The organism is Streptomyces sp. NWU339, from assembly GCF_003143855.1.
Taxonomy (GTDB): domain Bacteria; phylum Actinomycetota; class Actinomycetes; order Streptomycetales; family Streptomycetaceae; genus Streptomyces.
Genome location: NZ_QFRK01000005.1, coordinates 138,309 through 153,396, shown reverse-complemented (window position 1 = coordinate 153,396; position 15,088 = coordinate 138,309). Strand labels below are relative to the sequence as shown.

Here is a 15,088-nt window from a genome sequence, read left to right as displayed (position 1 = left end):
GTAACGGGTGAAGCACCGCTGTGTCGCTCAATATAACTTTATGTACCTTCTCGCACGAAGAGGCGTCCTGTGACACGGAGCCCTGCCACCCCCCTCCCCTCGCCCGAGGAACGGCGACGCCTGCGTGAATCCCGCTCGCTGACGCAGGCTCAGCTCGCGAAGCGGATCGGCGTCAGCCGAGAGACGGTGCGTGCGTGGGAGTCCGGTCGCAGCACACCGCGCGGCCGGAAGCGGGAGATGTACGCGAAACTGCTGACGGCCACGACGGCACCCGCGCCCACGGGGCGGCCCAGGCGGTCCGAGCGGCCTGGGCGGCCCCTCGAACACCCTGATCGCTCCGCGTACTCCGAATACTCCGAGGCGGCACTCGCCCCGTCCGGCCAAGAGGGCGGCGATCCCTCCGCCCTGACACCCGCTCAGGCCTTCGACGCCCTGTACTCCTTCTGCGCCCCGGCGCTCGTACGGCAGGCGTATCTGCTGTCCGGCCGCCGCGGACTGGCGCGCGAATCGGTCGAGCGGGCCTTCCAACTGGCCTGGGACCGCTGGCCCGAAGTGGCCCGCGACCGCGACCCGGCCGGTTGGGTGCGTGCGGCGGCGTACGAGTGGGCGCTGTCCCCGTGGCACCGGTTCCGGCCCTGCCACCGGCGCCCGGAACCGCCGCCCGCGGAGCCGTCCGACCGGGAGTTGCTGGACGTCCTGCTGCACCTGCCACCGCCGTACCGCCGTACGCTCGTGCTCTACGACGGTGTCGGCCTCGGCCTGCCGGAGACCGCGGCGGAGACGGAGGCCAGCACGCGGGCGGCCGCGAGCCGGCTGCTGCACGCGCACGAGATCGTCGCGGCCCGACTGCCGGAGTTGTCGGACCCGCGGGTGCTGCACGAACGGCTGGCCGAGCTGGCCTCCTCCGAGCACCTGCGGTCCGCCAAGCCGCCGGAGGTGCGGGGCGGCGGCGAGCGCAGGGCCCGGTTCCGGACCCGGGCCGTCATCGCCTTCACGGTCGCCCTGATCGGCGCCACCGCGTTCACCCTGGCCACGGCGCCCACCCGCTACGACCCACCGCTGCCGCCCGGGGAGATCGTCCAGGGGGTGCCGCCGCAGATGGCCCCGGGCCCCCTTTCGGACACGGAACGGAAGCTGCGGAACAAGCTCCGGAAGGAGCTGCAGCACGGCCCGCAACGACTGGCACCGCAGCCGCGGTGACCGGTCGGCATGGCGACGGGTGGCGCGGCCGGAAACGACGGTGGGCCCGTCCCCCCTGAGGGAACGGGCCCACCCGTGTTCTGCGGTGGCTCAGCCCGCGAGGAGCTCGCGCGCCAGCTTGGCCGTCTCGGTCGGCGTCTTGCCCACCTTGACGCCCGCGGCCTCGAGGGCCTCCTTCTTCGCCTGGGCGGTGCCGGACGAACCGGAGACGATGGCGCCGGCGTGGCCCATGGTCTTGCCCTCGGGCGCGGTGAAGCCCGCGACGTAGCCGACGACCGGCTTCGTCACGTTCTCCGCGATGTAGGCCGCGGCCCGCTCCTCGGCGTCGCCGCCGATCTCACCGATCATCACGATCAGGTCGGTGTCGGGGTCGGCCTCGAACGCGGCCAGCGCGTCGATGTGCGTCGTGCCGATGACCGGGTCGCCACCGATGCCGACGGCCGAGGAGAAGCCGATGTCCCGCAGCTCGTACATCATCTGGTACGTCAGCGTGCCGGACTTCGAGACCAGGCCGATCCGGCCCGGCTTGGTGATGTCGCCCGGGATGATGCCGGCGTTCGACTGACCGGGGCTGATCAGGCCCGGGCAGTTGGGGCCGATGATCCGGGTCTTGTCGCCCTTCTCCACGGCGTACGCGTAGAACGCGGCCGAGTCGTGGACGGCGATGCCCTCGGTGATGACGACCGCGAGCGGGATCTCGGCGTCGATCGCCTCGACGACGGCGGACTTCGCGAAGGCCGGCGGTACGAAGAGGACGGATACGTTCGCGCCCGTCTTCTCCATCGCCTCGGCGACCGTGCCGAAGACCGGGATGTCGTTGCCGTCGATGTCGACGGAGGTGCCGGCCTTGCGCGGGTTCACACCGCCGACGATGTTCGTGCCGTCGGCCAGCATGAGCTTGGTGTGCTTCATGCCCGTGGCACCGGTCATGCCCTGGACGATGACCTTGGAGTCCTTGTTGAGGAAGATAGCCATGGCTGTGGTGTCCCTCGTCCCTTACTTCGCGGCCGCGAGCTCGGCGGCCTTGTCGGCCGCGCCGTCCATGGTGTCCACGCGCTGCACCAGCGGGTGGTTGGCGTCGGAGAGGATCTTGCGACCCAGTTCGGCGTTGTTGCCGTCCAGCCGTACGACCAGCGGCTTGGTGACTTCCTCGCCCCGGTCCGCGAGCAGCTGCAGCGCCTGCACGATGCCGTTGGCGACCTCGTCACAGGCGGTGATGCCACCGAAGACGTTGACGAAAACGGACTTGACGTCCGGGTCGCCGAGGATGATCTCCAGGCCGTTCGCCATGACGGCGGCGGAGGCGCCGCCACCGATGTCGAGGAAGTTGGCGGGCTTGACGCCACCGTGCGCCTCACCGGCGTAGGCGACGACGTCCAGGGTGCTCATCACGAGCCCCGCACCGTTGCCGATGATGCCGACCTCGCCGTCGAGCTTGACGTAGTTGAGGTTCTTCTCCTTGGCGGCGGCCTCGAGCGGGTTGGCCGCGGCCTTGTCGTGGAGCGCCTCGTGGTCGGGGTGACGGAACTCGGCGTTGTCGTCCAGGGTGACCTTGCCGTCGAGGGCGAGGACGTCACCGGAGGCGACCTTGGCCAGCGGGTTGACCTCGACGAGGAGCGCGTCCTCGGCGATGAAGGTCTTCCACAGGGTGACGAGGACGTCGGCGACCTTGTCGGCCACCTCGGCCGGGAAGTTCGCGGCCTCGACGATCTCGCGCGCCTTATCGGGGGTCACACCCTCGTTGGCGTCCACCGGCGTCTTGGCGACGGCCTCCGGACGGGTGGCCGCCACCTCCTCGATGTCCATGCCGCCCTCGACGGACGCGATGGAGAGGAACGTGCGGTTGGCACGGTCGAGGAGGAAGGAGACGTAGTACTCCTCGACGATCTCCGGAGCGGTCTCGGCGATCATCACCTTGTGGACCGTGTGGCCCTTGATGTCCATCCCGAGAATGTCCGTCGCACGGGCGACGGCCTCGTCCGGAGTGGCCGCCAGCTTCACGCCGCCGGCCTTGCCGCGTCCACCGACCTTCACCTGGGCCTTGACGACGGACTTGCCGCCCAGACGCTCGGTGATCTCGCGCGCCGCCTCAGGCGTGTCGATGACTTCACCGGCCAGCACCGGTACATCGTGCTTGGCGAAGAGGTCCCTCGCCTGGTACTCGAACAGGTCCACGCGCTTCCGTCCCTATCAGTGATTCGCGATTCGTTGGATGCGTGGGCGTGCCGCGAAGGGCAACGTGACTACGTCCGCAGTGTCACAGAGGGAGCGCACACGGTGTCCGAGCGCGCGGCATGTCCGTCTCGCAGGTTAGCCCCGGTTGCAAGGTGTCTCTAAATCGCGGGTCACACATGAGCGGTGATACCTGTCACATGATGCCGCAAACAGTGACACAGCGTGCCATCGATGTGGGGCCTCACCGGGCTGGGGTTGACCCGGTGAGGCCCGCCGTGCACCCGGAGCGGGAACGAGGTCCCTGCCCTCCGGGGTGCGGGGCGGCCGGCCCCCACCCCAATGGGGGCCGATCACCCCCTCCACGGGGTTGCGGCCGGACCAGCCGATGGCGTTCGGCCGTCCGGTTCCGGATACCCCCGTGAAGCTTTTCTTACTCGTGAGTCAGGTGCCGTACGCACGGGGTGTACGGGGTGTACGGGACGTGCGGATGCAGGGCACCCGTACGGGCGTGGGGGGGTGTGGGGTGCGCTCACGCCCGGGCATCCGGGTGAGGGCCCGCGCAGATGCGCGGGCTGCTCGCGGGAGCTCCGCCTAGGCGGGAGAGACCGGGACGTCCCGGTACCGGTCCCGGAGCTCGGCCGCCTCGGTGGACGCGGTGGCGCCGGGTACGAGCCGGACGCGGAGACGGTGACCCGGGGTGACGGCGTGCGCGTCGCCGTGGCGCGGTGTGGTGTGGTCCGCCGCGGAGCGGTGGCCCGTCGTGCCGTCCGGGCTCCCGCCGGGGGCGTGGGGCGTCGGGGCCGGGTCGGTGGGCGGTGCGGGGGGTGTGGCGCGGTGCTCGGTGTCGTCGTACGGCAGTGGGTCGACGGCGAGGCCTGTGCCGGTGCCTCCGGCGTCCGGGCCGTGCGTGGCGGTCTCCGGGACTTCGGGCCGCGTGGTGGGTCCGGAGGCGTCGGTCGCCGGTGGCGCGGGGGCTTCCGACTGAGTGAACGGCGCCGGGAGGGTGCCCGGCGTGTCCGGTGCGCCCTGCACGTTCGGTGCGTCCGGCGGCACGGCGGGCAGTCGCGGGAGCCGGGGCTCCACCGGGACCTCGGGCAGCCCCGGGGGCTCCGGAAGGGGCGCGGGCCGCGTCAGACCGGGCAAGGTCGGCAGGGCGGGAGCCTGCGGGCGTGAAGGCGGAGACGGTACCGGGAGCACCTTCGCGGGCACCTCGGTCAGGTCGGCGGCAACCCCACCCAGCCGATCGGCGACCGGGGTCACGACCCGCTCACCCACCGACCCCGAAACCGACACCACCGCACCGGCGACCGGAGAAGCGAAGGGGGTGCTCACCGGGCCGCCGCCGTCCGCCGCCTGGGCCCGCTCCCCGCACAGCACGCCGAGCACGAGCACCGCGCCCACCAGGAACGCCAGGTGCAGCGCACGCCTGCCGGCCGCCGTGCGCATCGCGCGCAGAGCGGCACCGGGCAGGAGGGCTGACCAGGTCAAGGGAGGAAGGTTTCTCGTGGACGGCGGTACATGAAGGAAACTCGATGCCTCAGGCGTCGAGCGTCGTCGATCCTCGCACGCGGCTCCCGAGAGTGCGCAAGTCCTCCCTCACCGATGGGGCGTCATGTCCGCCTTTGCCGAACCGAGTCGGACGACGACGGATCGGCAAATCGCCCCTGCCTCTCCCTTTCTTCCCTCTTCCCTCCTCACACCGGCTCCGGTATCGGCAGCGGCCGCTTCTCGATCGCCGCGGCCATCACCTCCGGGAACAGGTCGGGCGTGCAGGCGAACGCCGGCGCGCCCAGCGCGGCGAGGGCCGCCGCGTGCTCCCGGTCGTAGGCGGGCGCCCCCTCGTCGGACAGCGCCAGCAGCGTCACGAACTGCACCCCCGATGCCTTCATCGCCGCGACCCGCTTGAGCATCTCGTCGCGGATGCCCCCCTCGTAGAGGTCGCTGATCAGTACGATCACCGTCTCCGCGGGCCGGGTGATCTGCGACTGGCAGTACGCCAGCGCCCGGTTGATGTCCGTCCCCCCGCCGAGCCGGGTACCGAAGATCACGTCGACGGGGTCGTCGAGTTGGTCCGTGAGGTCGACCACCGCCGTGTCGAACACGACGAGCCGCGTGTCGACGGACCGCATGGACGCGAGCACCGCCCCGAACACCGAGGCGTAGACGACGGACGCCGCCATCGACCCGGACTGGTCGACACAGAGGACGACCTCCTTCTTCACGGACTGCGCGGCACGCCCGTAGCCGATGAGCCGCTCGGGCACGACCGTCCGGTACTCGGGGAGGTAGTGCTTGAGGTTGGCCGCGATCGTGCGGTTCCAGTCGATGTCGTGGTGGCGGGGCCGGCTGACGCGGGCGCTCCGGTCGAGGGCGCCGGTGAGGGTGGCCCGGGTGCGGGTGGCGAGCCGCTTCTCCAGTTCGTCGACCACCTTGCGGACGACGGCCCGTGCCGTCTCCTTCGTCGTGTCGGGCATCGCCTTGTTGAGTGACATCAGCGTGCCCACGAGATGGACGTCGGCCTCGACCGCCTCCAGCATCTCCGGTTCCAGCAGGAGGGTGGCGAGCCCCAGCCGGTCGATGGCGTCGCGCTGCATGACCTGGACGACGGAGGAGGGGAAGTAGGTCCGGATGTCCCCGAGCCAGCGCGCCACCGACGGCGCGGACGCCCCCAGCCCAGCCGAACGCTCCCGCTCCGTCTGCGGCTTGTCCCCCTTGCCGTAGAGCGCGGTGAGCGCTCCGTCCATGGCGGCGTCCTGACCGGACAGCGCGCGTCCGGTGCCGTCCGCCGCGTCCCCGCCGAGCACCAGCCGCCACCGTCGCAGCCGTTCCTGCGCCGGGTCCGTCACCGCTGCCGTCATACGTCCCCCTCCGTCCCTTGCTCCTTCGTCCGGTGGCCGGGTGGCCGTCATCGCGCCGCTCCCACCAGGCCGACGCCCGTGCCCTCGCCGTCCCCGCCATCCCCGGCCGCCTCCTCCGCTCCCGGTCCCAGCCCCAGCAGCAGCCGCACCACGGGCAGGACCGCGTCCGCCCGGCCGGTGTCGAGGCCGGCCGCGAAGCCGGGTGTCCCCCAACCGGCGCTCTCCGCACCGTCCCGCGCCCCCGGCCCACGCCGGACCAGCTCGCCGAGCGTGCGCCGCACCCCGGGCTCGTACGCCGAGAAGGTCCGCCGCAGCAGCGGAAGTACGTCCGTGAACGCCTCCGCCGGCACCCCCGTCAGCCACGCGTCGACCAGTCCGAGGAGCCGCTCGTCGTGGACGAGGAGCAGCCCGCCCCCCGAGCCGCCGACGAATCCCTCGATCCACGCCGCCGCGTCCGCCGGGGACGTACCCGGTGACGACAGCACCAGCCCCATCTGCCGGGCCGTCTCGTCCTGCGCCAACTCCCCGTCGTCCAGCAGCAGGCGGACGGACCGCCCCCGTACGACACCGGGCACGGTGTCCCGCGTCGCCAGCTTCCGCAGTGCCGACGTCCAGCGGGCGCGCAGGTTCCCGTGGCCCGGCGCGGGAACGTCGCCGAGGAGCCCCACCGCCCCGTGCACGGCGTCGAGATGGCGCCGCATCTCGTCGGCGGCGTCCGCGTCCAGTCCGGCGCAGGCCGGGGGCAGGCCGACCAGGACCCGCTCCGCCAGTCCGGCGGCGACCTCGGCCAGCGCCGCGGTGCCGGTGCCGCGCACATCGCCGTAGCGCAGCGAGCGGACCAGGGCGGGCAGGGCCTGGGCGAGATGGCCGACGTCCGTGTCGAGGGCCGCGCGGTCGGCGAGCATCCGCGTCACCGTGGGCAGCGCGTCGGGCAGTTCGGCCAGGAGGCAGTGCTCGGCGAGCCCGGTGACGGCGGCGAGGTCCCGCGCCGCGACGGCGTCCGCCTCGGCCCTGGCGGTCGCGGCGGCGAGTACGGTCGTCCCCCATATCCCGGCCTCGGCGACCCGCACGGACAGCTCCGGCTCCCAGCACAGCCGCCATGTCTCCCGGAACGTGCCCATGCTCCCGTACGAGGCCGCCAGTTCCCCCCAGCCGATGCCGAGCAACCGCAGCCGGTGCAGCAGCCTGCTGCGCTGCCCGTCGGTCTCCTTGCGCAGGTCGAGTTCCAGTTCCCGTTCCGCGGCCTCGGGTTTCAGCCGCAGTCGGCGCTGTGTCCGGGTGAGGTCCCGTTGCAGGGGCACCGCGGGGGCCGTCGCCGGCACCTCCCCGAGCACGTCACCGACGATCAGCCGGTCGTGCACCAGGGCCAGCGGCACGTCGGAGCCCTCGCACATCACCGCCCGCACCGCGTCCGTCGTCTCGCCCAGTCCGGGCAGGGGCCGGCCGCGCATCGCGGCGAGTGTCTCCGCCAGCCGTACCGCCTCGATGACGTGGGCGGAGGACACGATCCGGTCCTCGGCGCGCAGCAGCCCCGCCACCTTCGTCATCCACCGCTCGACCGGCCGGTCCTCCAAGCCGAACAGATGCCCGTACCAGCCGGGCGAGTCGATGCCCGCGCCGTATCCGCTGAACCGGGACAGCCTGCGGTTCGTCCACGGCACCCACGTCATGTCCGTCTTGACCTTCGGCAGGCCTCTGAGCAGGGCCCGGTCGGCGGTGACGGCGGCCCTCCGCCGCAACGCGGGCACGTGCCAGGCCCCGCAGACGACGGCCACGCCGCCCCCGGACTCCCGCTGCGCCGACCGGATCTGGAGCCGCATGTACGCCTCGCGCACGAGATCCCGGTCGTGTCCCCCGCTGCCGTACACCTCCCGCAGCGCCGTCATGGCCTCCTCCAGCGCGGTGAACGGGGCGAGCGCGTCGCCCTCCTCCCCCACTCCGCGGTGCTCGACGACGTCCTCCCACCACCGCTCGGCGTCGTCGTACCCGGCGGCCTCGGCCAGCACCCGGAGCGGATCGATCCGTACATCGGTCTGCTGCCCGGTGTCCGCCTGCTCTCCGTCATTCGCCTCGCTCCTGCCCCAGGCCAGGGTGTGGGTGGCCGGCAGGTCGATGAAGCGGGCCGGGGCGCCGTGCTCCAGCGCCCAGTGGATGGCGACCCACTCCGGGGAGAACGCGGCGAGCGGCCAGAACGCCGAGCGGCCGGGCTCGTCCACCGCATGGGCGAGCAGGGCGACCGGCGGACGCATGTCGTCGTCCGCGGCGAGCGGGATCAGGTCGTTCGCCTCGGGCGGACCCTCGATCAGGACGACTCCCGGACGGGCCTCCTCCAGGGCCGCCCGCACCGCCCGCGCCGACCCCGGTCCGTGGTGCCGTACTCCGAGCAGCAGCGGTCCCGCTCCCCGGTCACCGCCGGGCTGTTCCACCTCGCTCACGCGCCTGCCTCCCTGCAGGCCCGGTAGAAGTCCTTCCAGCCGTCGCGTTCGCGGACGACGGTCTCCAGGTACTCCTGCCAGACGACGCGGTCCGCCGCCGGGTCACGGACGACCGCGCCGAGCATGCCCGCCGCCACGTCCCCGGCCCGCAGCACGCCGTCCCCGAAGTGGGCCGCCAGCGCCAGCCCGCCCGTGACCACGGAGATCGCCTCGGCGGTCGACAGGGTGCCGCTGGGCGACTTCAGTTTCGTCCGGCCGTCGGCGGTGACCCCGTCGCGCAGCTCGCGGAAGACGGTGACGACACGGCGGATCTCGTCGATGCCGTCGGGCGCGGTCGGCAGGTCGAGGGAGCGGCCGATCTGGTCCACCCGGCGCGAGACGATGTCGACCTCCGCCTCGGGGGTCTCGGGCAGCGGCAGCACCACGGTGTTGAACCGGCGGCGCAGGGCGCTGGACAGGTCGTTGACCCCCCGGTCACGGTCGTTGGCGGTGGCGATCAGGTTGAAGCCGCGGACCGCCTGCACCTCCTGGCCCAGTTCCGGTATCGGCAGCGTCTTCTCCGACAGGATCGTGATCAGCGTGTCCTGCACATCGGCCGGGATCCGGGTCAGTTCCTCGACGCGGACCGTCGTCCCCTCCGTCATCGCGCGCATGACGGGGCTGGGCACGAGGGCGTCGCGGCTGGGGCCGTGGGCTAGCAGCCGGGCGTAGTTCCAGCCGTAGCGGATGGCCTCCTCGGGCGTGCCGGCGGTGCCCTGGACCAGCAGGGTGGAGTCGCCGCTGACCGCCGCGGCCAGGTGCTCGGACACCCAGGTCTTCGCGGTGCCGGGCACGCCGAGCAGAAGCAGGGCGCGATCGGTGGCCAGGGTGGTGACGGCGACCTCGACGATGCGGCGCGGGCCGACGTACTTCGGTGTGATCACGGTGCCGTCCGGCAGTGTGCCGCCGAGCAGATAGGTGGCGACGGCCCACGGGGACAGCTTCCAGCGGGCCGGCCGCGGACGGTCGTCCTGCGCGGCCAGCGCGGTGAGTTCGGCGGCGAAGGCGTCCTCGGCATGCGCCCGCAGCACCTCGGTCGCGGGCGCGGGCGGGGTGGCCCCCGCGCCCCCGTCCACGGGCGCGGAGCCGTTCCGGCTCGGGTCGACGGGTGTCGGTTCGACAGACGTCGGTTCGACAGGCACAGACATGGCTGAGTCCCCCTCCAGCTCGGCCGGTTCGGATCTGGTACCCACCGTGCACCACACCACTGACAATCGCTGTGACCTGGGCAAACGCTCATGCAAGGCCGATTGTCAGTGGGGGGATCTACCTTCGACGACATGACTCAGCAGGGGGTGCGCTGGACCGCGGACCAGGTGCTGGCCTTGGCGCCTGACGTCGCGTCGCGCACAGCGGGAAGCAGACTCGGCGCGGCCGGTCCGTGGTCCGAGGCCGGCAGTTCGGGCGAGGGGGTGGTGTGGGGGCTGTGCGAGGGCAGCGGCAGCAGGCCGTACCGGACGGTGGTCGACATCGCGGACGCCTCCGGGCCCGCGTACAAGTGCAGTTGCCTGAGTCGCAAGTTCCCGTGCAAGCACGCCCTGGGCCTGCTGCTGCTCTGGGCGGGCGACGAGGGGGCGGTGCCGCGGGCGGAGGTGCCGGAGTGGGCCGGGCAGTGGATCACGGGCAGGCGCGGGCGCGCGGAACGGAACGGGACCGCGGCCCCGTCGGGTCCCCCGTCCGGACCCGTCGATCCGGAGGCGGCCCGGCGCAGGGCGGAGCGCCGGGCCGAGCGGGTCACCGCGGGTGCGTCGGAGCTGGAGCAGCGGCTGACGGATCTGCTCCGCGGCGGACTGGCCACGGCGGAGCGGTCCGGGTACGGCCTGTGGGAGGAGACGGCGGCCCGCATGATCGACGCACAGGCGCAGGGACTGGCCACCAGGGTCCGGGAGTTGGGGGCGATTCCGGGCACGGGCCCGGGGTGGCCGGTGCGACTGCTGGAGGAGTGCGCACTGCTCCACCTCCTCGATCAGGGCTGGCTGCGCCGTGATCGGCTGCCGGAGGGGCTGGCCGCGACCGTCCGCTCCCGCATCGGTCTGCCGACCTCGGCGGAGGGCCCGCCGGTGCGGGACCGCTGGCTGGTCCTCGCCCAGTACGACTCGGCGGACGCGCGCCTGACGACCCGCCGGATCTGGCTGTACGGCACGGACTCGCGGCGCACCGCGCTGCTCCTCTCCTACGGGGCCGCGGGGCGCGCTCCGGAACTCGCGCTGCCGGTGGGGCTGGCCCTGGACGCGGAGTTGTCCGCCTACCCGGGCACCGGGCAGTCGCGGGCGGCGCTCGGTGAGCGGTTCGCGGCGCCCGCCCCCACGGCCGAGCGGCCCCCCGGGACGACGACGGCCCGGGCCACCGCCCGTTACGGCGACGCGCTGCGCGACGACCCCTGGCTGGACTCCGTTCCGGTGACCCTGGACCGGGTGATACCCGCCCCGGACGGCGACTCCTGGCAGCTCGCGGACGCCGACGAGGACGCCGCCCTGCCGCTCACCGCGGCCGCGTGTTCCCGTCCCGGCCTGTGGCGTCTCGTCGCCCTCTCGGGCGGTGCGCCGGTCACGGTCTTCGGCGAGTGCGGCCACCGGGGATTCACCCCGCTGGCGGCCTGGCCGGAGGGGCCCGGCGAGGTGGTGCCGCTGTGCTGAGCAGCCCGCACTTCGCCGACCCCACCCGCCTCCGGCCGCTTCCGGGCGCCCGACGGAAAGGAAGCTCATGAGCAGGACCTCCGTACCGGCCGCGTCGGCGCCGCACTCTGCGGACCCGTCCCTCTCGGGCGCCTGGGAGGACCTCGTCACCACGGCGCTGCTGGGGACGGACCGGCGTACTCCGGCCGGCGCCGCGCCCGGCGCGGACGCCCCGAAGGCGCTGCTGGACGCGGCGGCCGTGGCGACCGTGCGGCGCCGCGCCGGACTGCGCCCCGCCGGGGCGGCGGAGCGTCCGCGACCGGCGCCCCGGGACCCGCGCCCCGCGCTGCCACCCGCCGCCGCCCGCAGGCTCACGATGCTGCTGTCCGACCGCCCCGGCACCTCCGGCGGCGGCCGCCGGGGCACGGCACCGGACCTGATGGAGCTGCTGCCCCAGTGGCTGGCGGCGGCGAACGCCCACGGCTTCGCGGCGCCCGCCCCGGCACTGCCCGCGCTGCTCGACGCCGCGCGGGGGCGTACGGACCTGCGGCCGGCGGTCCTGCGGTTCGCGGGGCCGCGCGCTCTGTGGCTGGCCCGCCTCAACCCGGAGTGGCGGTTCGCCCTGCGCTCGACGCCGGGAGGGGGCGTGTCACTGCCGGGGACCATGAACGCCGTGAACCCCGAGGTTCCCGAGGACCCCGAGAACACGGATTCGTCCCTGCGGCTCTGGCAGGAGGGCCTCTTCGCGGAACGGGTCGCCCTGCTCGCCACCCTCCGTTCCCGTCGGCCCGCCGCCGCACGCGAACTCCTCGCGACGACCTGGGCGACGGAGCGGGCCGAGGACCGGCTGATGTTCCTCGACTCGTTGCGCACCCGTCTCGCCCCGGACGACGAGCCGTTCCTGGAGCTGGCGCTCGCCGACCGCAGTCGCAACGTACGGGCGACCGCCGCCGAGCTGCTGTCGGCGCTGCCCGGTTCGGCCCTCGCGGAGCGTATGGCGGTCCGGGCCGGGGTGTGCGTGGCCGTGGACCACACCCGGGACACGCCCACCCTCACCGTCGAGGCGCCGCACGAGTGCGACGCGGACATGGAGCGCGACGGGGTGACGGCCAAGGCTCCCGCGGGCCGGGGCGAACGGTCGTGGTGGCTGGGGCAGCTGGTGGAGGCGGCCCCCCTGGGCACCTGGTCGCGACGGCTCGGCGGACGTTCCCCCCGGCAGATCGTGGCCCTCCCCGTGGCGGACGACTGGCGGAGCGAACTGCACGCGGCATGGTGCCGCGCGGCGGTGCGCCAGCGGGACGCGGAGTGGTCGCGGGCACTGCTCGGCGAGCCCGCCGCGGTGGAGGCGGGCGGCCCGGGAGCCGTGTCCCTGGCCGAACGGGCCAAGCTGCTCGGCACGCTGGACGCGGCCGAACGAGCCGAATGGGTGGCGGGGTTCATCGGGACACACGGGCTGCCGGACGCGTTCCAGCTGCTCGGCGTGTGCGCGGTGCCGTGGGCACCACCGCTCGGCCGGGCCGTGGTGGACGCGCTCAACATCGCCCGGGACGCGGGGAGTTATCCCTGGAGTTTCAGCGGTGTCATGGGCCTGGCCGAGCGCTGCCTCGATCCCTCGGAGGCGGGCCACCTCGATGCGCTCCTGGCCGTACCGGACGAGCCGGAGGACGCCTCGCCGGGCTCCGGTGGCTACTGGTCGGAGGCGTTCCAGCGACTGGTCACCACGCTGCGACTGCGCGCCGCGATGCTGGCGGAGCTGACCCCGGCGCCACCCGGCCACCCCTGACTCCCCGGCTCCCCGACCACCGCGCACCGCCCTCGCGGATGAACCCGGGGCCGACCGCGCCGACCGTGGCCGGTCCGGCCGCGTGGTCCGCATCGGAGTCGCGGAGCCCGCACCGTCGGTTCCGAGCCGGGGCCCGCGCGGTCGACGGGGACCGCCCGGGCCGGGGTCTACGCCCCCGCGGGATGCCGCACGGTCGCGCGCACCCAGTCCACGATCGACGCCGTCGTCGCGCCCGGGGTGAAGATCTCCGCGACGCCCTTCTCCTTCAGCGGAGCGATGTCCGCCTCGGGGATGATCCCCCCGCCGAAGACCAGGATGTCCGCCGCGTCCCGCTCCTTGAGCAGTTCGATCACCGCCGCGAAGAGCGTGTTGTGCGCGCCGGAGAGGATGGACAGACCGATCGCGTCGGCGTCCTCCTGGATCGCGGTGTCGACGACTTGCTCGGGAGTCTGGTGGAGCCCGGTGTAGATGACCTCCATACCGGCGTCGCGCAGGGCCCGCGCGATCACCTTGGCCCCACGATCGTGGCCGTCGAGCCCCGGCTTGGCCACCACTACGCGGATCGGGCCAGCTGCCACACCCATTACTGCCTCCTGAAGCGACTACATCCATCCGTACCGAGCAATACCGCACATACAAGGCATGCCGCACCCGTCACGTGCCGCCCGCCTCCGCCGCCCACCGAATGCGCCGCCAAGGCACGGGCGCCCCGGCCCGTACCGGACCGGAGAAGTGAACGAACGTTATCCCCCAGCATCTCGTAACCGGCAGTTTCACGGTGCGGACCGAGGGGGAAATCACACAGAGGGACATGTTCATCGCGCACCGTCCCGGTGCCTCACGAGCCGGGTACTGCTGCCCGTGCGACACGCGGACAACAGTGGGAACATGCGTATAAGGGATTCGCAACGAGGTCGTCCCACCGCCGCGGCCAGCCAAAGCTCCTGACGGGCGCGGCGTCGACCGCTTTTCGTAGCGAACCCCATGAGGGCACATGGGGGACAGAGCTGTCCTTCGCGTGCCGACAGGAGGTCGGCCATGAAGGTCACGGAGGCAGTACTCCCCTTTCTGCCGCTCTGCCGGCGCCTGGTGCCGAGCCGGCTGGCAGGTCTCTCCACCGCCCTGCTGAAGGCCACCGCCCTGGAGCTCGCCATCCTGGTGGGCCACATGCTCCTCTATCCCGCCGGCATCGTGCAGGAGCGGCGGGACACGACGCCTGAGCTCCCCCCGCCGGACGGCACCGCGAAGCTGCCGACGGAGTGCCGACCCCCGGTCGTGCTGCTGCACGGCTTCATCGACAACCGCTCGGTGTTCCTGCTGCTGCGCCGCAGTCTCGCCCAGCACGGCAGGCAACAGGTCGAGTCGCTCAACTACTCTCCGCTGACCTGCGACATCCGCGTCGCGGCCGAACTGCTGGGCCGACACATAGAAGAAGTGTGCGAGCGCACCGGCAGCAGCCGCGTCGACATCGTCGGGCACAGCCTCGGAGGGCTGATAGCGCGGTACTACGCGCAGCGCCTGGGCGGTGACGCCCGCGTACGGACCCTCGTCACGCTCGGCACCCCGCATTCCGGCACGCGCGTCGCGCCGCTGGCCAACGCGCACCCCATCGTGCGCCAGATGCGTCCCGGTTCACCGGTGGTCGAGGAGCTCGCCCGCCCCGCGCCCGGCTGCCGCACCCGCTTCGTCGCCTTCTGGAGCGACCTCGACCACATCATGGACCCGCTGGAATCGGCCTGCATCCAGCACCGGGACCTGGTCGCGCAGAACGTGCGGGTGGGCGGCGTCGGCCACCTCGCCCTGCCCGTGCACCCCGCCGTGGCGACCGGCATACGGGAGGCCCTCGATGCGGCGCACCCCGGAGAGCCGTCCACCGGCCATGCGGGCGGCCTGACGGTGGCGTGACGGGAGGGCGGCGACACGCCCGAAGCGCATGCCCCTCGACCATCACGACGGCAGCACTTTCCCACCCGAACAACAGCC

At 73.1% G+C, this 15,088-nt stretch carries 11 protein-coding genes; 4 read left to right on the top strand and 7 right to left on the bottom strand.

Annotated elements, in window-relative coordinates; genetic code table 11:
* Positions 1-69 precede the first annotated feature (69 nt).
* The gene (locus DIZ27_RS08815; RefSeq protein WP_109377757.1) at positions 70-1,200 is read left to right on the top strand and encodes a helix-turn-helix domain-containing protein; all 1,131 of its coding nucleotides are present in this window, start codon (positions 70-72) and stop codon (positions 1,198-1,200) included.
* 90 nt (positions 1,201-1,290) lie between these two features.
* Here the strand turns inward: DIZ27_RS08815 and sucD are convergent, their stop codons facing one another.
* The 6 genes from sucD to DIZ27_RS08785 all read right to left on the bottom strand — a co-directional run bounded on the left by sucD (position 1,291) and on the right by DIZ27_RS08785 (position 9,855).
* The gene (sucD, locus tag DIZ27_RS08810; RefSeq protein ID WP_109377756.1) at positions 1,291-2,175 is read right to left on the bottom strand and encodes a succinate--CoA ligase subunit alpha; all 885 of its coding nucleotides are present in this window, start codon (positions 2,173-2,175) and stop codon (positions 1,291-1,293) included.
* Between the two features lie 21 nt (positions 2,176-2,196).
* Positions 2,197-3,375, bottom strand: coding sequence for an ADP-forming succinate--CoA ligase subunit beta (sucC, locus tag DIZ27_RS08805; protein WP_109377755.1), 1,179 nt, complete (start codon positions 3,373-3,375; stop codon positions 2,197-2,199).
* A 591-nt stretch (positions 3,376-3,966) separates the two neighbouring features.
* Positions 3,967-4,863: a hypothetical protein gene (locus tag DIZ27_RS08800; protein ID WP_109377754.1), complete on the bottom strand. Its 897-nt coding sequence runs from the start codon at positions 4,861-4,863 to the stop codon at positions 3,967-3,969.
* Positions 4,864-5,069: 206 nt separating this feature from the next.
* A complete protein-coding gene (locus DIZ27_RS08795; protein ID WP_109377753.1) occupies positions 5,070-6,233 on the bottom strand; it encodes a VWA domain-containing protein in 1,164 nt (387 codons plus the stop codon).
* A gap of 47 nt (positions 6,234-6,280) precedes the next feature.
* Positions 6,281-8,668, bottom strand: a complete 2,388-nt coding sequence (locus tag DIZ27_RS08790; RefSeq protein ID WP_109377752.1) for a DUF5682 family protein — start codon at positions 8,666-8,668, stop codon at positions 6,281-6,283.
* A complete protein-coding gene (locus DIZ27_RS08785) occupies positions 8,665-9,855 on the bottom strand; it encodes an AAA family ATPase (protein ID WP_109377751.1) in 1,191 nt (396 codons plus the stop codon). Before DIZ27_RS08785 ends, DIZ27_RS08790 begins: the two co-directional genes overlap by 4 nt.
* 132 nt (positions 9,856-9,987) lie before the next feature.
* Between DIZ27_RS08785 and DIZ27_RS08780 the strand changes: the two genes are divergently transcribed.
* Both DIZ27_RS08780 and DIZ27_RS08775 read left to right on the top strand, forming a co-directional pair.
* Positions 9,988-11,343: an SWIM zinc finger family protein gene (locus DIZ27_RS08780; protein WP_109377750.1), complete on the top strand. Its 1,356-nt coding sequence runs from the start codon at positions 9,988-9,990 to the stop codon at positions 11,341-11,343.
* Between the two features lie 67 nt (positions 11,344-11,410).
* Positions 11,411-13,105 (top strand): DUF5691 domain-containing protein, encoded by a 1,695-nt coding sequence (locus DIZ27_RS08775; RefSeq protein ID WP_109377749.1) that lies wholly within the window; start codon positions 11,411-11,413, stop codon positions 13,103-13,105.
* Between the two features lie 167 nt (positions 13,106-13,272).
* Here DIZ27_RS08775 and DIZ27_RS08770 read toward each other — a convergent pair whose 3' ends face one another.
* Positions 13,273-13,689, bottom strand: a complete 417-nt coding sequence (locus tag DIZ27_RS08770; RefSeq protein ID WP_109377748.1) for a cobalamin B12-binding domain-containing protein — start codon at positions 13,687-13,689, stop codon at positions 13,273-13,275.
* Positions 13,690-14,143: 454 nt separating this feature from the next.
* On the opposite strand from DIZ27_RS08770, the gene DIZ27_RS08765 reads away from it, so the two are divergent.
* A complete protein-coding gene (locus DIZ27_RS08765) occupies positions 14,144-15,010 on the top strand; it encodes a triacylglycerol lipase (protein ID WP_109377747.1) in 867 nt (288 codons plus the stop codon).
* Positions 15,011-15,088: the final 78 nt, after the last annotated feature.